The following is a 22321-nucleotide window of genomic DNA, read 5'->3' as shown; positions in this document are numbered from 1 at the left end:
CCCGTGAGGGGCGTGGGCAAATACTCCCCGCCGGTGTCAAGTACCTAACTGAGGAAAAATTTAAAAACCGTCGTGTGTAATGGCGCGACTTCATTATTAATCTGTCAACGCTATTTGGTTAGGCACACCCACTCTAAAGTCTAAAATCTAAAGTCTAAAATTATCTCGACCGGTAAAGAGTAAAGCCCCACCAGTATCTTTTTCACAACTAGGCTCTTGAAAGCCCTAGCGAAACCTATAAGTAGTCGTCCGCTGCTTACCCTCCCGCGCAAGTAAGTTCTCATCTACACCCCGGCGTAGATCTCTGCTGGAGGCTGCGGAGGAGAGCGTTTTGTGGTAGAGCTGGTAATCCTTACGCGTGAAGGTGTTTTTCGTAAGCGCTTCCCGAAATGCCAGCATGCGCCCTTCAAAGTCCTGGCGCACGCCGATCCTGTCGGTTTCAAAAGTCAATGCCGTGAGTAGTGCATCAAGCATGAAAAGGATGAAGGGATCAGAATTACCAATGGTCTGGCTATCGGCCAATGCTTGATAGTACCCTTGCTGCCGTTGGTGAATGATTGTTTCAAACGGGACGAATTGCAGGACGGGATACTTGCTCATCAATAAGACGGTCTGCCAAAGCCGACCCATCCGTCCATTTCCATCGGAGAACGGGTGGATGAACTCAAACTCATAATGGAAGACACAGCTTTTGATGATTGTTTCCTCCCGGTAGTCAGCAGTATAGTCGAAGAGACTGCCCATCAATCGCGGCACCATTTTGGCCGGAGGGCCGAGATGGATCACCTTAGCACCATCAAATACTCCCACGCTTCCGGACCGGTACCGACCGGCATCCGGGATGAGCCCGCCCATCAGCAAACGATGGCTACTTAGTAAATCATCTTCGTTGTAAGGGTCTAGATCGGAGATGGTGTCGTACACTGCCAGTGCATTCTGTACTTCAAGAATTTCCTTCGGAGGCCCCAGCACTGGCTTGCCGTCAAGAATAGCGGAGACCTGATCTTCATTCAGGGTGTTACCTTCGATCGCGAGGCTGGAAAGAATGGTCTTTATCTTGTTTTGCCGCCTCAACTTGAGGTTGCCGGTCAGCAGTTGATATCCCTGAATCTGCCCGATGAGCAAGGTGATCTCACTCACTTTCTCCAGCATCTCCGTACTGACTGTGTAGGGCGGTTTGTAGGCCATGATAGTATCATTTGATAGTATCGTAAGGTAAGCGTTTCTGGTGGATATACTAGAGACGTTAGATTTCAGAAGTTAGATTTTAGAGCGCCCCCACTCTAAAATCTAAAATCTAACGTCAAAAATCCCTTCCCAGAGTAAGCTCAAAACCGTCAGTGATACTATCATCTGATACTATCAAACCCCAACCCACCAGCCAACTATCTTTAGCCCAATGGACGTAAACCACCTCATCGCCGACATCCACGCCAAGCTCCCCTCCCTAAACACGGGGAAGGTCGCCGACTACATCCCCGAACTAGGCAAGGTGAGCCCGGATAAATTCGGCGTCCACGCCATGACGATCGACGGGCGAGCATTCAGTTTTGGGGATGCGCAGGAAGGCTTCAGCATCCAATCCATCGCCAAGGTGCTGACGTTGACGATGGCCTACCAACGGCTGGGCCACGACCTCTGGAAGCGGGTGGACGTTGAGCCCTCCGGCACCCCCTTTAACAGCCTGATCCAACTGGAAAGCGACCGGGGCATCCCCCGAAACCCGATGATGAACGCCGGGGCCCTCGTCGTCTGCGACGTCCTGCTGGATTACCTCGCCAACCCGAAGGCGGATCTGCTCGAGTTTGTCCAATCACTTTCCTGCGACGTCACGATTGGCTACAACGAAACCGTGGCTGCTTCCGAACGGGCGCATTCGGATCGGAACCGGGCCCTCGTCGAATTCATGCGCTCCTTCGGCAACATCAAGAATGGTACCGACAGCATCCTCGATTTCTACTGCTCTCTCTGTGCGCTGGAGATGAACTGCGCCCAGTTGTCCAACACCTTTTTGTTCCTGGCCAATAAGGGGTTCAGCCCCATCTGCCGGAAGCAGATCATCACCGGGAATATGACCAAACGGATCAACGCCATCATGCAACTCTGCGGCCTGTACGACGAGGCGGGGGAGTTCGCCTTCCGCGTCGGCCTCCCCGGCAAGAGTGGGGTAGGGGGTGGCATTGTCGCCGTTCTGCCGGGGGATTACGCCATTGCCGTCTGGAGCCCGCCCCTTAACCGGAAGGGTAACTCTCATTTCGGGATGGCCTTTTTGGAGCAGTTCACGACTCGGGTGGGGGGGAGTATATTTTAAAATTTGGCCCTCTCCCCCCCATCCCTCTGTAGAGGAGAGGGGAGCTAATGCTCCGGGGCTTAAGTCGTTTTAGAGGTGAATAATTCTCCGTCAAGTCTCGGTTGCCAATCCATTGTGACTTGTAATTTCTTTACTCCTTAGAAAATTCCTTTAAGTCAGGTCACCCCTCTCCCACGGAGAGGGGCCGGGGGAGAGGATACCCATTCCCCCAAAACCCATTAACTTTACTACCCCACCGATCCGGTTGCACCCCGATCGGTGACCGCTTACCAACAATTCTTTTTCCGCCTTCCTTGCACGGTCGTCGGAAATGACAAACGTAATTCCCTTTTATGCCTACGCCAACTACGCTTAGCCGGAGGTCCTTCTTGCGTCCTCACCTGGCACCTGCGGCAGCGCCCGCAATGGTATCTTCTGCATCCGGTTTGGAACCCTACACCGGGCCGTGGACGAAACAGGAGGCCGGCCACCTCCTCGCCCGCGCTACCTTCGGAGCTACGTTTGAAACGCTGCGGACCGCCACGGAACAAGGACTCGAAGCGACGCTGGACCAACTCCTGACTGAGCTCCCGCTGCCCACCCCGCCCATCGCCGAGGAGGACGATGGCATCACGCCCGCCGGGGAGAGCTGGACGGAGTACGCGTACCCAGAAAATGTTGGCGAACGTATCGTCGCCGTCCGCATCCGAAAAAACAGTTTTCGGTCCTGGCTCAATAAACTGCGCGTGGAGGAGGGCATCAGCGCCCGCGAAACGATGGTGCTTTTCTGGCACGACCACTTCGCGAATGACCTGTACCAGGACGTCCGCTGGAACTACCTGCACAGCACCCTGCTGCGCGAGAACGCGTTCGGTGATTTCCGCCAATTGGTGAAGGACGTTACCGTCGACCCGGTGATGCTGGCTTTCCTGAACGGCAACCAGAATACCGTGCGGCGGCCCAACGAGAACTACGCGCGGGAGCTGCTGGAACTCTTCACCGTGGGTAAGGGACCGCAAGTCGGCCCCGGCGACTACACGAATTACACCGAAGAAGACGTCGTGGCTATGGCCCGCTCCCTGACCGGCTGGCGTACCCAGCGGACGTTTGCGAGCGACGTCACCCTCCCGCTTACCGCTGAGTTTGTCCCCGCACGCCACGACGCGGAGGCAGTGCAATTGAGCCCTCGCTTCGGTAGTATCCAGTTCCCCAGCACGGGAGAAACAACCTACCAGCGCCTCGTTGATCTGATCTTTGAAAAGGATGCCGCAGCTGAGTTCCTCGCCCGCAAGCTCTACCGTTGGTTCGTCTACTACGAGATCACCGACGCCGTGGAAGCGAACGTCATCCAACCGCTCGCGGCTCTGTTGCGGGCCAACGACTACGTGGTGGGGCCGGTGGTACGGACGCTGCTGGGCAGCCAGCACTTCTTTGACGTCCAGAGTCAGGGGCCGATGATCAAGCATCCCATTCAGTACGTAGTGGGCTTAGTGCGGCAATTTGCGGTCATCCCCGTCAACCCGAATAATCCGGATCAGCAATTCTACAATGCCCTGTTCGTGCGGGCGGACCAAATGGGGATGGGTGACTTCCGCGCGCCCTCCGTTTCCGGTTGGCCGGCCTTTTACCAGGAGCCGCTTTTCTACCGGTCCTGGATCAATTCTTCCACGCTCGCCCTGCGCAATAAGATGATCAACAACCTGTTCCGCCGTACGCCCGGTATTCAGGGTTACGGAGTGGTGGACTTTAGTTTGCTGGCGCTCGTCCGGCAATTCCCCGATCCGGTTGCGCTCTGGCCAATGATTGACGAGTGGGTAAGCTTGCTCTTCCCCCGGCCCATTCCGGAAGGACAACGGGAGGCCCTCCGGGAGCTGCTCTTGCCCGGTCTGCCGGAAACCCAGTGGTCGGTAGAATACGCTACCCTCCTGGCGAATCCAAACGATGAAGGCTTGGCTACTTCCCTGGAAAATAACCTGCGCCGAATGGTAAGAGCCATGACGGAAATGCCAGAGTATCAACTCATTTAGTGAGTTGAGCTCCTTCCGTTAATCTAGTTCCCTGCTTTTCCCCTTCCTAAAGATCAATCCATGAAACGCCGTTCTTTTCTTCGCCGCGCTTCCGTATTCCCCCTGCCTTTCCTGCTGAGCCGATCGCCGCTCAGCGCCCTCTCCGCGCCGTGGCTGGCCGAGGAGATGGAAGATAATGGCCGCATCCTCGTACTGCTGCAATTACGTGGTGGTAACGATGGCCTCAATACTATCATTCCGCTCGACCAGTACGAGGGGCTTACATCCGCCCGGCCGGAGCTCGTCATTCCCGCCAACAAGGTGCTTTCGCTGGAAGATAACCTCGGCATCCACCCCGCCATGGCGGGTGTCCACCAGTTATACCAGGAAGGTAAGGTGAGCGTAGTGCAGGGCGTCGGTTACCCCGAGCAAAACCGCTCCCACTTTCGCTCGACGGATATCATGAATACGGCTTCCGACAGCGACGAGGTACTGACGACCGGCTGGCTGGGCCGCCACCTGGATGCACGGACCCCGACCTTCCCCGAAGGCTATCCTAATTCCGAGGAGCCCGATCCATTCGCCATCGTCATGGGGAGCGCGCTAGCGGAGACCTGTCAAGGGCGTGCCGGTAATTACAGTACGGTACTGGCTGGTCTGGGCAGCATCGGTCAGCTACCCGTATACGAGGGTGGCCCGACGCTGGATACGAATTACGGTCGCGAACTCAGTTGGTTGCGCGATACCATCGCCAAGAATAACGAGTACGCGACCAGCATCGAGCGGGCCGGCGAACTGGGTATGAATGCCGTCGATTACCCCGCCGGAAACCAACTAGCCCAAAAGCTGAAGGACGTCGCTAAGCTCATCTCCGGAGGCTCCCGAACGCGCATCTACGTCGCCGAACTCGGTGGCTTCGATACCCACGCGGGCCAGGCGGCTGGTGGGGATACGACCATCGGGGAACACGCCGATCTGCTCCTCACCCTATCCAACGCCATCGCGGCCTTCCAGGCGGACCTCGCCGCTCAGGGCCTCGAAGAACGGGTGGTGGGCATGACCTATTCCGAGTTCGGCCGCCGCATCGTCGGCAATGGCAGCAACGGAACCGACCACGGCGACGCAGCGCCGATGCTCCTCTTTGGCTCCTGCGTCCAGCCGGGCGTAACTGGTGAAAACGCCAACGTACCCGTCGACGTCGACATCCGCCTTGGCGTCGAGATGCAATACGACTTCCGTGACGTCTACGGCTCCCTGCTGATGGATTGGTTCGGGGTACCCGAAGCTTCGGCCCGCCAGTTGTTGTCCACTGACTTCCAGCACCTGCCGTTGTTTGGGGCTTGCAACGCTACGTCCATTCAGGATCCGGGCAACAACGCCGCGAATGCCCTTTCCCTCAACGTCTACCCCAACCCCGTTAGTGAGCAATTGACAGTTGGTTTCCGGTCCGGCGGCGGCCGCGTCAGCGTTGCAGTTTATAACGCTGCTGGTAGTTTGGTGTTGCCGATAACTGATCGGTCCTTTACCGCTGGAGATCAACGCATTACCGTACCCGTCGCGCGTTTGCCTCGAGGTGCTTATCTCGTCCGGGTCATGGAGGCTGGTGGCGTGCAGGCGAGTAGGCGCTTCGTGAAGGAGTAAGTTCTTTAGATTTTAGACGATAGATGTTAGACGGCCACTCTAAAATCTAAAGTCTAACGTCTAAAGTCTATAGAAGGGCGCTGCCGCAGGTGCGATGAAATGGGTGAAGGTGCCTACAGCTCGGGACCACAGTTCGGAAACTATACAACTAGAGGCTACTACCAATCCGATGCAAATGCACCTGTTGGGGATAGTCTGCTTTCGATAATGCGTACCTTCGGCTAGCCCTGATAACAATCTCCTTCCGATGCGCAAACCGATCTGTTTTACCTGCCTGATCTCGCTATTGTTTTGTTCGTCGTTAAGTGTTTGCGCGCAGACAATTGGACATACGTGGTTCATGGGCGGTGGGCCAAACAATCCCCAAACAGGTATTCGTTTCTCGCAGGATCTTGGCCGATTTGTTCCGTATAACAACGTTAGATTTCCATTGCAACTTCAGGAGAACAATGTCTCAATTGTTGATCCAACCTCGGGAGATATTATCTTTTATAGTGATGGTCAAACCGTAGTCGACGCAAATCATAATGTGATGCCAAATGGGCGGAACCTTGAAGGGTCTTCTAGTTCGATGTACGGAACTGCGGTTGTGTTGGATCCAACCGACTGTAATAGCTACCTTCTATTTACCGTAGAAGCCGCTACTGAGTTCGCGCCCAGACGTGCGCATTACACGCGCGTTCGTACTAATGCTGCTGGAAATGGAACAATTGATGCACCTCTTGGTGATGTCGACCCCAGAGTTAAAAACGTACAAATTATTTCTGGGAGGGATAATGTTGCCGAAGGAGTCTACGCAGTACCGAAAGCTGACGAATCTTTGGAGTCCTGGGTCTTTATCGCGCTTCGCAATCAAAATCAGCTACGCGTGTTTGACGTAGCAGCTAGTGGAGTAAATGAACACGCTACTTACCAACTCACTGATTTTTTTCCTACCCAACTTGCTCCTAATGACGGCATTTTTGGCTTTCGAATGATCTATCAGGAAGACGGTGGTAATTCTGGCCGCATGGTACTTTCAGTTGGGAGAAAAGATAATCTTGGCAGAAGCCCCATCGGTTTTCAAACTTTTAACCGCACGACCGGAACATTCGCACCCGGACCTGCAACCATTATCTCCAATGGTCCTGAAGTGGAGTGGACTTACGGACTAGCGATGTCTCCGGATGGGACCAAACTTTACTACTCAGATTACTACCAAGCCAGTCTTTTTCAGTATGATTTTACATCGAGACAACTAAATGAGATTGTCACCCAGACCGACAGCATTAGAAGTGGTGGCTTACAGAATGGACCGGACGGAAAAATATACTGGGCGAATGTTTTTGATTACAGAAGAGAAGAAGTCGCCCAAACAATCACTCATTTGGCTGCCATCAATAACCCAAACGGGGCTGGTCAAGATTGTGATTTAGAATACAATGTTGCTGAGTTACCAATAGAAAACGGTACAATGCTCGTCGGTGCCCTCCCCATCTTCGGCTCTTTCCCCCGCCAACTTAAGGTCGACCCACTGAGAATCGCGGATTGTACCGCCCCCGGAGAAGCTGTAGCCACCCCAGGCGCAGGGGTGGGCCCCTTCACCTACGTTTGGGATAATGGTGAAACTGAGGATACTGCCCGCGCGCTTGTGGCAGGGTTGCATTTTGTTACTGTAACCAGCGCCACCGGTTGTACTTCTACCGGGCAGGTCCTGATCGAAAGTGAACGGGTCACTCCGCAAGTAGACATCACTTCGGAGGCGGCAGTATCGTGTGGCCAAGCCACTGCCGGCTTCATGAGCCTCTTCAGCTCTGGCTTTGAAGATGGCCTGGCTTACAATTTTTCTTACGTAAGTCCGGAAGGCGTTAGGAACAGCCTGTCTTTGACTGCAACCGAAAACACCCTTTCGACCCCGTTATTATCTCTTGGTTTGTACGATCAGTTGAGCATTACTGCACCGGATGGCTGCCCGTTTGATTTGCCTAGTAACTTCCTGCTGGAGGGCAGCGGAGTGGAAACAGGTCTGCAAGCACCGGTTATTACCTTGGAGGGTACGCTTTGCCCAGATAGCCTCGTCACCCTCTTGGCGGTCGGGGCTCCGGGGGTAACATACGAATGGCAGTTGCCTGGTGGGGGAACGCTTATGGAGGACCGCATTTCTTCGATCACTTTAACAGGGGCCGGGGAGGAACTATATGCCGTTATTGCCCGCCAGGATACCTGCGTCAGCGATACAAGCTTCTTTACGCTCCGTACACCAGATGCATTCTCTTTCCCTACCATTGATACGACTAGTTGTACCGATGAATTCACCTTGACCATTCCACAACCAGAAGACTTTCTTTCCTGGGAAGACGGCTTGGGCATTCCTTCTCGTGAATTCGATAGTAGTGGTGTCTATACCTACTTTGCGACGTCCCCTACTGGTTGCCCCGCAGCTGGTATTGTCGACTTCACGTTGGCACCTTCACTGGACATAAATCTTCCCGATTCTATTCTCGCGCAGTTTTGTGAGTTTGTGCGTTTGAACCCGCTTTTACCACGTGATCGTGATTTGATTGTGAGGTGGCAACTTGGGGGCGCCACCACATTTGGGCTCGATTTTGGCTTTTTGGCGGTGCGCGACACGGTTGTGAACCTCACCGTTGAGGATATTGAATTTGGCTGCCAGGTAGGAACCCAAGTCCTCATAAACGTCCCAACGCTTCGCGACATTTACGTTCCGAATGCCTTTTCTCCTAATGGAGACGGTGTCAACGACGGTTTTACGCTTTACCACAAAACTGGCGCTACGGTAATTGCCCAGCTGGACATTTTCGACCGCTGGGGAGGGCAGGTCGTTCACCTGGAAAATATACCCGTCAACCAGCCAAGCCTCGGTTGGGACGGTAAGGTGGATGACGCGGCTTCCGGCATCAGTGTTTTCGTCTATCGTGCCGTAATACGCTTTCAGGATGGCACGCAAGAAATCATTACCGGTGACGTGATGCTGATGCGGTAGACCTTTCAACATCTGAATTGGGCGTTACAGAATACCTCTCATTTTCGGAGCTGGCGTGGGTGCTACGAAGGAATAGAGACACTAGACTATAGATGTTGGCTTTTAGACGGCCACTCCAAAATCCAAAATCTAACGTCTAAAGTCTGAAGATGGGCGCTGCCGCGGGTGCGATGAAATGGGATTGAAAATTGGTGTCATCAAGCGGAGGATGTGATCCATTGCTGATGTCCGACATTCCACGGAAGACCGGTACTGGATGGGGCCGGCCAGTGAACCCCATTCCTTATCTTTGTGCTCTAATTCAGGAGTCCGAAAACGGGCCTTTGGTATGGACCACTGTTCAAACATGTAGGGAGCAACCCCTCCTCCCGCTTTGCACCTGCGGCAGCGCCCGCTTGCTTTTCTTACTGGAGAGCAAATTGTGTTAACACGCTTTCATGAGGTACGTCCTTTTCATTTTGTGTGCCATCAGTTTTGCCTCGCTCCAGGCGGCTAACTTCTACTGGGTCGGCGGCAGTGGGGAATGGGACGATGTGGGTAACTGGGCAACGACGAGTGGGGGGACGACGATCCACTTCGCCATCCCTTCGGCGAACGATGACGTCTTCATCGATGCCAACTCCTTCACCGGCCCGAACCAGGGTATTGACCTCAAGGATGATGACGTACAGTGCCGCAACCTCATCATCACTACGATGGCGCCCAACGCTCGCTTTTTTGGGACGGGCACCAACTTTGCCAACGGTGAACTCAGCATCTACGGAGACCTGGTCATTGGCGGCTCAATTGTGTGGGACTACGCGGCACCGGTCGTCCTCTTCGGTTCCATCGGTAACGTGAGCATTGAAACGAACGGGCGCAACTTCAAGTCCGACCTGACCATCGACGGGGCAGCGACGGACGTTTTCAACATCGTGGGTGACCTGGACGTGAACCGGGATTTCAACATCGAAAGGGGCCGCGTCAATTTTGCGGCCGGCTCCGTAGTCTCCTTCCGAACCGGCGACTTTGAAGGTAACGGACTGGTGGATTATACGGGCGTTACCCTCGACGTGCGCGACCAACTGGACGTAACGATGGAACCCGCTAACCAGGCTCAACTCACGACCTGTCGCCTACTCCTCGGTGAATCCTTCACGCCGGAACTGACGATCAGGGGCATCGCCGCGCCCCGCTTCCAGGCGCTGATCTGGACGCAAACGGGGGACCGCCGCCTGAACATCGCCGGAAGAACCGCCGGCGGAGTGACGACCACCCTGATTGCGGCGGATTCGATGATCTTCAACGGGGACGCACGAATCACGGAAAACCTGCGCGCCGGCTACCTGGAAATTGGTGGGGGCAGCCGGATCGAACTGGACGGCGTCCCCGACATCTTCGTGGAGAACGAATTTGTCAGCGCCGCCTCCTGCGCGGCTCCAACGACGATCGCGGCCAACCCGCGTACGGACATCAATGCGCCCGCCCTGGCTACCATCACCGTGACGGGAACCTTCGTAGAAAACTTACCCGCCTCGGGTGGAGCAACCTTTGTGGGAGTTGAAAGCGGTGGCGCCGGTCTGCTGGGAGACTGGGTCTTTCCCGCCGGGAGTTCCGCCCGATACTGGGTCGGGAACACGGGCGACTGGGATGATAGTAACCACTGGTCGCTGACGAGTGGCGGGGTACCGGGTGCCTGCCCCCCGTTGGCCTCTAACGACGCAATTTTTGACCAGAATAGTTTTTCGGGCGGAGGCTTCACCGTTACGCTACCCAGTGGAGATTTCTCCTGTGCCGACCTTGTGTGGACGGCCAACGACGACGACGCCACATTCTACCAAGAAGACGGGGCGGCCCTCAGCGTTTACGGCAACCTTTACCTGAACCCCCAACTCATTTGGACGACCGAAACTGGCGTAGCCGATCTGTTCCTGCGGGGTGGAGGTACCAATAAGGAGGTGCGCAGCTACGGCCTCACGGAAGAACTGAACTACACCTTTGATGGCCACAATGGCAGCTGGATCCTGCTGGATTCGCTAGCCACCAATCACCAAATTGTGCTGGGCGACGGCGAGCTGAACTCAAACGACCAGCCCGTAAGTACGGGTAGCATCCTGCTGGAGAACACTCGCTTCGATTTGGACCTCACCACCTCGACCGTCTACGTAAAGACCTTCCCCACTGGGCCGCAGGCGGACCAACTCAAAATCATCCTGCGGCCCCGGACGGGGGGCGGTCGCTTCGACGTCAGCCAGGCCAGCATCGTGAACGATAATGTGAACGGGATGCTGGAAGTTGACCTAGACAATACGGTAGCGCCCTGGAACCGACTCCGCTCTTTCGTTTCCAACGGAGACGTCTTTTTCAACGATATCAATAACTACCAGGGGGAGATTCTGGACTTGCGGGAGGACGCGACGCTGAACCTGGACGGGACGGTTACGAACGTCACTTTCTTCCGTGGGAAGACTTACCTGCTGGGTGGCACGAACAATACCATCCTGAACCTCACCACCTTTACGGCGGACGGGAACTGTTCGGAGCAAATCACCATCCGGGGGAACGGGGTGCTGTACCGGCTGTTTTCTACCCAGGACCAGTTTGCCTCCTACCTGCAGTTGGAAAACATTGCGGCTTCCGGTAGTACCTGGCAGGCAGGTTCTTCCATTGATCTTGGCGGGGTAAGTGGTTGGGATTTTGTTTCCGTAGCCCTGCCCCGCACGTTATACTGGGTGGGGGATTCCGGCGACTGGTTCGACGAAGCCCACTGGTCCCTCACTTCCGGTGGCTTCGGTGGGGAGTGCATCCCGACGCAAATTGACGACGTGATCGTAGACGCCAATTCGTTTAGTTTGGACGGGGAGCACATCAACTTTGCGCCCTTAGGTTCCCTCTCGGCGGCCTTCTGCCATACGATCGATACCCGGGGACTGGACGACGACATGGTCTTCCAACAGGGCAACTTTGAATTTTACGGTTCTGCCTACTTCTCTGACCGGGCTAGCTTCGACAACTCCCTTACCCTTAGCCGTGTCGATCAATTAGAGTACCTGGGTACTGATCCCGACGAACTTCTGGCCGAGCCAGACCTGATGCCTTCGATATTTATGTCCGGCACGGGCACCCTCACGCTTTTAAGTGATTTGCGCAGCAACCTCCTCTGGTGTAGCGCGGGCACCTTCGTGACGAACGATTTTGACATGGAGCTGGAGGAGTTTTTCCACCTGGCCTCCAACTTCGACCTATTGGACGTCGTGACGGTAGACATCGGTAGTTCAGTCATAACAATTGCGGGCAGCGGCTTTCCCTTTCTGCAAACGGAGAACAGTAACGCACGGCTACTGAGTAACAATGGGGAGATCGTCAACATCGGAGACGGCGATTTCTTCATCAACAGTTTTCTGACCAACCTGAACCTTCACTTTGATAGTGTTGACGTGGACCGCCAACTCATCATCCAGGAGGCTACGCTGGAGCCCTCCGCCGCCGGGCCCCTCTTCAACCGGGTAAGCGTGAAGACCGGCAACATGTACTTCAACGGTGGTTTCGAAACGGACTCGCTGGTGCTGGAGCAGGATGGTACCTACTCCTTTAAACCAATGAATCTAGTGACGGTAAAGGACCGCCTGATCGCCATCGGAACGGCCTGTGCGCCAATTGAAATGCAGTCCATCAACGCCGATAATGCGACCATCTTCATGGGGGCGGGGGCCGAAACGGAGATGGACTACGTCCGGCTGGAGCGCCTCGACGCGACCGGCCCCGGACAGCGTTTGGCGGGGAAGAACTCTGCGAATATCAACAACTCCAGCAGTGGTTGGACCTTTGACTCGAACGTCCGGGTATTCAGCCTGGACCGCGATTTCCTCGGTCCGGACCTGGAGCTGTGCGATGATAACATCCCGCTGCTGGAGGCCAACCTTCCTACCGGATTTGTGGGCGAATACCGCTGGCAGGATGGCTCCACCCAGCCTAGCTTCCAGCCGGATGCGGCGGGTACCTTTTTCCTCAACGTCCGCTTCGACGTAGGTACGCCCAACGAATGTGAATTGACGGATACGATCGTGGTGACCACCGGCGATTTGACCTTGCTGCCGGATACCTTGATTCAGTCTTGCGGGGATACCTACCTGCTGACCGTCCCGGACGTAACTGCACCTGGCTACACGTGGTCGGTTACGAGTGGAACGGTCGTCAGCCAAACGGCCACCACGATTACGGTTAACGTTCCGGCCACGGTAGAACTGTCCCAAACCATTGACCCCTGTACCGGAACGACGGTGTACACCATCGTGGAAGGGACCATTCCGCCGGTCGATACCACGGTGACCCTGAACCGCGGCGAGTCGTTCACCACCGACCAGATGACCTACACGCCAACCATGACGGAAACCGTACAGGAGAGGTACGATGGGGCGAGTGGGTGTGACAGCTTACGGAACATCACCTTCATCATTGAAGACCTGGAGGGGCCACCCATTTTTGATACCCTCTGTGCGCCGGGCGAATACGTTACGGACCAAATGACCTACTTCGTCTCGCAGGATACGGTTATCAACGAGATGTATATCACGGCCACCAACGCGGATAGCGCCCAGACCTACAACGTGACGGTTTTGCCACCGAACCGAACGGACGTCGCTGTCGCCTGCCTCGATGTGGATACTTACGTTACCGAAATGGCGGCCTATACCATCAATCGGGATACCGTATTTGAAGAGACCTATCCGGGAGCCAACGGCTGTGACAGCATCGTCACCTATACTATCACCACGGCGGGGGAGGGGACACCCATAGCGGACGAGCGGTGTGGCTCCGGTGAATACGTCACTAACCTCCGTACTTATTTCATTACCCAGGATACGACCATTGAGGAAAGTTATCCGCTGGTTAATGGGTGTGATAGCATCCAGGTTTACACCGTCACCCTCCTCGACCCGGCGATGGGTACGACTACGGAGGTGTTTTGTGGCATCACGGAATACATTACCGAGCAGGAAACCTACACGATTACGCAGGACACAATTTTTGAGGAACGGTACATGACGGTGGCCGGCTGCGATAGCATCCAAACCTACAACGTAACCATCAACGACCCGGCGACGGGCACGACCACGGAGGTCTTCTGCGGCACAACGGAATACATCACCGAGCAGGAAACCTACACGATTACGCAGGACACAATTTTTGAGGAGATGTACATGACCGCGGCCGGCTGCGACAGCATCCAAACCTACAACGTCACCATCAACGATCCGGCGACGGGGACGACCACGGAGGTCTTCTGTGGCACGACGGAATACACCACCGATCAGGAGATGTACACGATTACGCAGGACACAACTTTTGAGGAGCGGTACATGACGGTGGCCGGTTGCGATAGTATCCAAACCTACAACGTCACCATCAACGATCCGGCGACGGGCACGACCACGGAGGTCTTCTGCGGCACAACGGAATACATCACCGAGCAGGAAACCTACACGATTACGCAGGACACAATTTTTGAGGAGATGTACATGACCGCGGCCGGCTGCGACAGCATCCAAACCTACAACGTGACGATCAACGATCCAGCGACGGGTACGACCACGGAAGTTTTCTGTGGTACTACGGAGTACATCACAGATCAGGAGACTTACACAGTTACGCAGGATACCACCTTCGAGGAATTATACATGACGGTGGCCGGTTGCGATAGTATCCAAACCTACAACGTGACGATCAACGATCCAGCGACGGGCACGACCACGGAGGTCTTCTGCGGTACGACAGAATTCACTACCGATCAAGACACCTATACAATCACGCAGGACACGACTTTTGAAGAGTTATACATGACGGTGGCCGGCTGCGATAGCATCCAAACCTACAATGTGACGATCAACGATCCAGCGACGGGGACGACCACGGAGGTTTTCTGCGGCACGACGGTGTACGTCACCGATCAGGAGACCTACACCATTACGCAGGATACGACTTTTGAGGAGCGGTACATGACGGTGGCCGGTTGCGATAGCATACAAACCTACAACGTGACGATCAACGATCCGGCGACGGGTACGACCACGGAGGTGTTCTGTGGCACGACGGAATACACCACCGATCAGGAGATGTACACGATTACGCAGGACACAACTTTTGAGGAGCGGTACCTGACCGTGGCCGGTTGCGATAGTATCCAAACCTACAACGTCACCATCAACGATCCGGCGACGGGGACGACCACGGAGGTCTTCTGTGGCACGACGGAATACATCACCGATCAGGAGACTTACACAATTACGCAGGATACAACTTTTGAGGAGCGGTACATGACCACGGTCGGTTGCGATAGCATCCAAATCTACAACGTGACGATCAACGATCCAGCGACGGGCACGACCACGGAGGTCTTCTGCGGCACGACGGAATACATCACCGATCAGGAGACCTACATAATCACGCAGGACACCACTTTCGAGGAGTCGTACCTGACCGTTGCCGGTTGCGATAGCATCCAAACCTACAACGTGACGATCAACGATCCGGCGACGGGGACGACCACGGAGGTTTTCTGCGGCACGACGGTGTACGTCACCGATCAGGAGACCTACACCATTACGCAGGACACGACTTTTGAGGAACGGTACATGACGGTGGCTGGCTGCGACAGCATCCAAACCTACAACGTGACGATCAATGATCCGGGGACGGGAACGACTACTGAGGTCTTCTGTGGCACGACGGAATACGTCACCGATCAGGAGACTTACATCATCACTCAGGACACGACTTTTGAGGAGTTGTACATGACGGTAGCCGGCTGCGATAGCATTCAAACTTTCAACGTGACCATCAACGATCCTGCGACGGGAACGACAACGGAGGTGTTTTGTGGCACGACGGAATACATCACCGATCAGGAGACTTACACAATCACGCAGGACACGACTTTCGAGGAGTTGTACATGACGGCAGACGGCTGCGACAGCATCCAAACCTACAACGTAACCATCAACGATCCGGCGACGGGGACGACCACGGAGATCTTCTGTGGCACGACGGAATACACCACCGATCAGGAGATGTACACGATTACGCAGGACACAACTTTTGAGGAGCGGTACATGACGGTGGCCGGTTGCGACAGTATCCAGACTTATAATATCACCATCAACGATCCGGCGACGGGAACAACTACGGAGGTGTTTTGTGGCATAACGGAATACATCACTCAACAAGAGACTTACACCATTACGCAAGACACGACTTTTGAGGAGCTATACATGACCGTAGCCGGGTGCGATAGTATCCAAACCTACAACGTAACCATTAACGATCCAGCGATGGGAACGACCACGGAGGTTTTCTGTGGCACGACGGAATACATTACCGATCAGGAGACGTACACGATCACGCAGGACACCACTTTCGAGGAATCGTACCTGACCGTGGCCGGCTGCGACAGCATCCAAACCTACAACGTGACGATCAACGATCCGGCCACGGGGACGACCACGGAGGTCTTCTGCGGGACGACGGAATACATCACCGATCAGGAGACGTACACGATCACGCAGGACACCACTTTCGAGGAATCGTACCTGACCGTGGCCGGCTGCGACAGCATCCAAACCTACAACGTGACGATCAACGATCCGGCGACGGGGACTACCACGGAGGTTTTCTGCGGCACGACGGAATACATCACCGACCAGGAGACTTACATCATCACGCAGGACACGACTTTTGAGGAGTTGTACATGACGGTGGCCGGCTGCGACAGCATCCAGACCTACAACGTGACGATCAATGATCCAGTGACGGGAACGACTTCGGAAACCTTCTGTGGCACGACGGAATACGTCACCGATCAAGAGACGTATACGATTACGCAGGATACGACTTTCGAGGAGCGCTACATGACGGTGGCCGGTTGCGATAGCGTCCAAACTTTCAACGTAACGATTAACGATCCGGCGACGGGGACGACTACGGAGGTGTTCTGTGGCACGACGGAATACGTTACTAATCAGGAGACGTACACGATCACGCAGGATACCACTTTTGAGGAGTTGTACCTGACCGTGGCTGGTTGCGATAGTATTCAGACTTACAATATCACCATCAACCCGAACCGGGAGGTGTCAGCGTCGGTGGATCGGTGCGGCGCCGGTGAATTCATCACCGGACAACGTACCTACTTCGTCACCCAGGATACGACGATTGAAGAGTTGTATTCTACCAGCCTGGGTTGCGATAGCGTCCAAACTTTTCTCGTTAGCGTGCTAGAAAACCGGACGACTAACAGCGTCCGCAGTATTTGTGGAGCGGGTTCGTTCGTTACCGAAATGGCCAACTATTTTATCACGCAGGACACGACTTTTAGCGAAGTCTATCCGGCGGCGAACGGGTGCGACAGTACGGTGAATTACGACATCGCGGTAAGTGACGAACTGGCCGCCACCACCACGGAACTATTCTGTGCGCCTACACTTTTCACTACGGACCAGTCCGATTATTTCGTCACCCAGGATACTATAATCGAAGAGGTATACGACTTACCCGGCACCTGCGACAGCGCCCATACCTACGTGATTACGGTCGCAGAGCCCACCAGCAACAGCATCCCCCGCAGCCAGTGCGGCCCCGGTGAACAGACGGTGGGCCTGACCACCTATTTCGTGACTCAGGACACGACCATCCTGGAGCTACGCACCAACGCCGCCGGCTGCGATAGCACCATTTCCTACGTGATCGACGTCCTTCAGGGTAGCGACGATACGCTGACCATCAACCCCTTCACCGACGACGTGCTCGTTACCGAAATCGCCACCTATCCAATCAATGGCGACACCACCATTACCGAGCGGCTAACGGGCGCTAATGGTTGTGATAGTATCCAAACTTACGTTCTCGTCCGGCCAGCGGCGGTGACGACCACCGGCTTCGTTGAGCGTTGCGGGCCGGGCACCATCACCACCGGCGCTGCGGACTATTTCGTGACCGCCGACACAACCATCAGGGAGCGCTTCCTATCCTCCGAAAACGGGGATAGCCTCCGCATCACCGAGGTGACAATCCTGGAGGACGCCAGCGGTGCTTCCGACCATCTACTCTGCTCGGCGGGAAGCTTTACAACTGATCTCGAGGCCTATTTCGTTACCCAGGATACTACCATCACGGAGGTATATCCCGCGGCGAACGGCTGTGACAGTATCCACATCTTCACCGTAAACGTGAGTCCCGTAATTCGCGAAGAGACGGCGGTGCAGCGTTGCGGCGCTTCCAATTTTGTGACCGACCTGGCTACTTACTTCGTCACTCAGGATACCGTGATCACGGAAGTGTATCCGGCCGCAAATGGCTGCGATAGCACCCACGTTTATACGCTGACGATTGAGGACGTCATTCGCACCAATTCATCTGCTCAGTACTGCGCGCCTACCGCCATCACCACCGACCAAAATACCTACTTCGTAACGCAGGACACCGTGATCGAAGAAGGCTACGTCTCAACGGCGGGCTGCGATAGTATCCACACCCTGACGGTGACGATCGATGCACCCGTTGCCGGTTTGGAAATCAGTGAAGCGAGCTGCGGACCTACCACTTTCGTAACCGACCAAGCGGACTATTTCGTCACTCAGGACACCCTCATTGAGGAGCGGTACGTAGCTGCCAACGGATGTGACAGCATTCAGACGTATCGAGTTACAATTGCCGCGCCACCACCGCCCCGCATGACGGCTGCATCGGTCTGCCGCGGTAGCGAATACACGACCTTGCAAGCGACCTACGTCATCAACCGCGATACGGTGATTGAGGAAACTTTTCCCACCACGGGGCCCTGCGACAGGATTAACATTTACACGATCACCCTCGCCGAGCCGGTGGCCGATACTAGTTTACTCGAGCGCTGTGGCCCCGGAGAAATTGTGACCGATTTGGCCAGCTATTTCGTCACGCGAGACACCACCTTCGAAGAGGCCTACCGCACCGCTGACGGCTGCGACAGCGTACATACATACGTGGTGACAATTCTCGAAAGCACCAGCACTACCGTCACGCTTAACCCCTTCGCCGCTGACGAGTTGGTCACCGATCTGACGACTTACACGATTAACGGAGATACGACGATTTTAGAGAATTACCCCGCCGCGAATGGTTGCGATAGCATCGTCACCTACGTGATCGTCCGTCCAAATTCCAGCGTCACGACCGGGATGGTAAACCGCTGCGGCCCGGGGACAATCAACACCGGCGCGGCGGATTACTTCGTGACCCAGGATACCATAATCCGCGAGCAATTCACGAATCAGGACGGCGGGGATAGCTTACGCATTACCGAGGTCACGGTGCTGGCGGAGGCCAGCGGGAGTTCGTCCACGACGCTCTGTGCGCCGGGTGTTTTCACCACTGACCTCGACGAATATTTCGTGACCCAGGATACCCTCATCGAGGAAATTTACCTGGCCGCCAATGGCTGTGATAGTTTCCATCTCTTCACCGTCAAACTGGAAGTAGTTCAGGAAGGGTTCATCGCAGCCACCATTTGCCGGGGTAGCGAATACACCACGGATCAGATGGCCTACCGCGTCTTTTCCGATACGACGATCGTAGAGGTCTACCCAACCGGTGGCGCCTGTGATAGCACCCATCGTTACGTCATCACGGTGGAGGAGGCTGGCTTCGGCCGTACCGATCTCAACTTCTGTGGGCCGACCAATTTCGCCACGGAACAGCGTGACTATTTCATTATGCAAGACACCAGTTTCGTCGAAACTTACGCAGCCGGAGTCTGCGATAGTACCCACCAGTACGTCGTTACGGTGGCCGATATTCTGCGGACTAATTTGGCGGATGAATTCTGTGGCTCGACCTCCATCACGACCGACCAGAATACCTACTTCGTTACCCGCGATACGGTGATCGAGGAAGCTTACGTCAGCACCGCCGGCTGCGATAGTTTGGTCACGTTCAGTGTTAAGATCAAGCAACCGGTCGCCACTTCCGAGACGGTCGAGTTATGTGGCGCGCAAACCTATTCGACGGCCCAATCCGACTACTTCGTCACTCAGGATACCACGATTCGCGAGACCTACATTGCGGCCAATGGTTGTGATAGCGTCCGTACGTTTTTCGTGGAGGTGGGCGCTGTCGCGGGTGCGATGTCGGTGGGGGAGATATGTGGCCCCGCCAATTTCACGACCGGGCAGAATACCTATTTCGTGACCCGGGATACAATGATCCGCGAAAGCATTAATCGGCCCGGACAGTGCGACAGCATCCACACCTACACCGTTCTGGTGCGGGAACCCATCCTGACTACTTCCGACGTAGAACTCTGCGAACCGACGGCGTTCACTACCGACCAGCGGACTTACTTTATCACGCAGGATACCGCCTTTAGTGAGCGGTACGTCACGGCATCGGTTTGTGACAGCGTCCATACGTACACCGTATCGGTCGGGGAGATTGTGCCCGATACGAGTCGCATTACTTTATGCTCCGCGGGGCCCTTCGTGACGGAGGCTGGTACGTACCAAATCACGGGGGATACAACCTTCACGGAACGTTATCCCCGACCCGGCACCTGCGACAGCGCCCAGTACTACGTGATCACCGTGGTGGATGAAATTCCCGTCACTACTTCCACCCGCCAATTCTGTGGGCCGGCTACGGTAACGATTGACGGGGAAGACATCGTGATCTTCGCGGATACGACGGTTGAAAGGACTTACGTAGCAAGCAATGGTTGCGACAGCGTCCACCAAACCAACGTGGTGATCTACGCGCCCGTGGAAGTGACCCTGCCCGATTCGGTACTCGTCGTAAACGACGGGACCACGGTGGAGGCGACCGTGAACGGCGGCACCCAACCCTTCCGCCACGCGTGGACGGCCAGCGGCGGCGGGATCACATTCAGCTGTACCAACTGCCCGGACCCGACCGTCCAAATCACCGAAGCCGTGACGGTAACGACGGAGGTGACCGACATCAACAATTGTTCCGACGCTGCCTCTACCCGGCTGGTGCGCCCGGCGCCGGTCTTCAGTGATACCCTGGTCAATTTCTGCGGCGCGGGCTCCCTAACCACGGAGCGGATGACCTACAACATCGACCGGGATACAGTCGTGACGGAGGTGTACAATTCCGCCATCGGTGGCGACAGTATCCGCCGGATCACTTTCAACGTAATTGAGCTGGAAGACTTTGTGCGGAACATCGAGGTGAACCCCCGCAACTGTTCAACCGGCCGGTTGGGAAGTATCCGCATTGCGGGCCGTGCCTCCATCCGGGTGACGCTCGGGGACCGGAACGGACGGGGCAACAGCACCTTCAGCGATCTTCAGAACGGCACCTACTCGCTCCGGATCGAATACGGCGCGGGTTGTGTCTACACCGAAGAGTTGGAAGTAGGGTTGATTGGCGAGATCACGACCGACCGGTCCTTCCAACTCTGCGAAGCGGGCGACGTGCGCACCACCCAGGGCACTTATTCCGTGAGCGCCGACACAACCTTCAGTGAGCGTTACGTGCGGCCAGGGACTTGCGATAGCGTAGTCAACTACACCGTCAACGTCGGTGCGGCCAGCCAACTGGACGCCATAATCCAAACGGGTGACGTGACCTGCTCCGGCGAACGGGATGGGTTCATTTTCGTGAGTGACCCCGACCGATTCCAACGGCTACGCGTAAACGGACGGACCATCACCGAGCCGACGGAGATCAACGACCTCGGACCGGGCCAGTACGTGGTGGACGTGCTGTACGGTGACGGATGTTCCTTCAGTCGGGTCTACACCATCAAGCAGCCGCCGCCCTTCGAGGTGAACCTGCCCTTCAACCCGCCGGTAGCCCTGGGAGACCGCCTGACGCTGACTACGCGGATCACCGGTGGACGGGCCCCCTTCACTTACCGGTTTACCGCTGCGGACCCAACGGCCATCATCGGGTGTTTGGCCTGCCCGGAATTGGAAGTAGAGCCGACGGAAGATCTGCTCGTCCGGGTTTTTGTGGTTGATGACCGGGGGTGCTTGGCTACCGATACGACGATCGTCCAGATCATTGAACGGCGGCGGCTCTACCTGCCAACGGCCTTCAGCCCGAATGGCGACGGCACGAATGACCGACTGACGGTATACAGCAAGGAGGGGAGTGGTACCGTGGAAAGCCTCCGGGTCTACGACCGCTGGGGTACGAAAGCCTTCGAAAACGGCGGCTTCCCTCTAAACGACGAAGACGGCGGTTGGGACGGTGGTGACTTCAACTCCGCGACCTACGTGGTGCGGTATCGCGTCCGCTGGGATAACGGAACGGTGGAGCACGGAGCCGGGGAGGTTCACCTCATGCGTTAAAGGTCGGATCCCGAGCAAACACCATCCTTCCTGGTCCGTATCTTTGAAAAGCATTAGATCCGCTTAGCAAACCGATGGT

General features: G+C 55.7%; 6 protein-coding genes. 5 read left to right on the top strand and 1 reads right to left on the bottom strand.

Going from position 1 to position 22321, the window contains the following annotated elements; all coding sequences use genetic code 11:
* Positions 1-225: 225 nt before the first annotated feature.
* Positions 226-1188: a Fic family protein gene (locus A3850_RS01575; RefSeq protein WP_068213376.1), complete on the bottom strand. Its 963-nt coding sequence runs from the start codon at positions 1186-1188 to the stop codon at positions 226-228.
* Positions 1189-1399: 211 nt separating this feature from the next.
* Between A3850_RS01575 and A3850_RS01570 the strand changes: the two genes are divergently transcribed.
* The 5 genes from A3850_RS01570 (at position 1400) to A3850_RS01550 (ending at position 22242) form a co-directional block, all read left to right on the top strand.
* The gene (locus A3850_RS01570; RefSeq protein WP_068213373.1) at positions 1400-2311 is read left to right on the top strand and encodes a glutaminase; all 912 of its coding nucleotides are present in this window, start codon (positions 1400-1402) and stop codon (positions 2309-2311) included.
* A 332-nt stretch (positions 2312-2643) separates the two neighbouring features.
* Positions 2644-4317 carry a DUF1800 family protein gene (locus tag A3850_RS01565; RefSeq protein WP_082921549.1) on the top strand — a complete coding sequence of 558 codons (1674 nt, stop codon included), beginning with the start codon at positions 2644-2646 and terminating at the stop codon, positions 4315-4317.
* A 60-nt stretch (positions 4318-4377) separates the two neighbouring features.
* Positions 4378-5937 carry a DUF1501 domain-containing protein gene (locus A3850_RS01560; RefSeq protein ID WP_068213367.1) on the top strand — a complete coding sequence of 520 codons (1560 nt, stop codon included), beginning with the start codon at positions 4378-4380 and terminating at the stop codon, positions 5935-5937.
* A gap of 247 nt (positions 5938-6184) precedes the next feature.
* Positions 6185-8920 (top strand): gliding motility-associated C-terminal domain-containing protein, encoded by a 2736-nt coding sequence (locus tag A3850_RS01555; protein WP_082921548.1) that lies wholly within the window; start codon positions 6185-6187, stop codon positions 8918-8920.
* Between the two features lie 437 nt (positions 8921-9357).
* The gene (locus tag A3850_RS01550; protein WP_068213361.1) at positions 9358-22242 is read left to right on the top strand and encodes a gliding motility-associated C-terminal domain-containing protein; all 12885 of its coding nucleotides are present in this window, start codon (positions 9358-9360) and stop codon (positions 22240-22242) included.
* The last annotated feature ends 79 nt before the right edge of the window (positions 22243-22321 follow it).

This window comes from Lewinella sp. 4G2 (genome assembly GCF_001625015.1).
Taxonomy (GTDB): domain Bacteria; phylum Bacteroidota; class Bacteroidia; order Chitinophagales; family Saprospiraceae; genus Neolewinella.
The sequence above is the reverse complement of the archived record's forward strand: the minus strand, read 5'-3'. Positions and strand labels throughout refer to the sequence as shown.

What these genes read in the sequence shown, in the direction of transcription:
- A3850_RS01575 (WP_068213376.1), bottom strand. Translation starts at nt 1,188, where the DNA reads ATGGCCTACAAACCGCCCTACACAGTCAGTACGGAGATGCTGGAGAAA.
- A3850_RS01570 (WP_068213373.1), top strand. Translation starts at nt 1,400, where the DNA reads ATGGACGTAAACCACCTCATCGCCGACATCCACGCCAAGCTCCCCTCC.
- A3850_RS01565 (WP_082921549.1), top strand. Translation starts at nt 2,644, where the DNA reads ATGCCTACGCCAACTACGCTTAGCCGGAGGTCCTTCTTGCGTCCTCAC.
- A3850_RS01560 (WP_068213367.1), top strand. Translation starts at nt 4,378, where the DNA reads ATGAAACGCCGTTCTTTTCTTCGCCGCGCTTCCGTATTCCCCCTGCCT.
- A3850_RS01555 (WP_082921548.1), top strand. Translation starts at nt 6,185, where the DNA reads ATGCGCAAACCGATCTGTTTTACCTGCCTGATCTCGCTATTGTTTTGT.
- A3850_RS01550 (WP_068213361.1), top strand. Translation starts at nt 9,358, where the DNA reads ATGAGGTACGTCCTTTTCATTTTGTGTGCCATCAGTTTTGCCTCGCTC.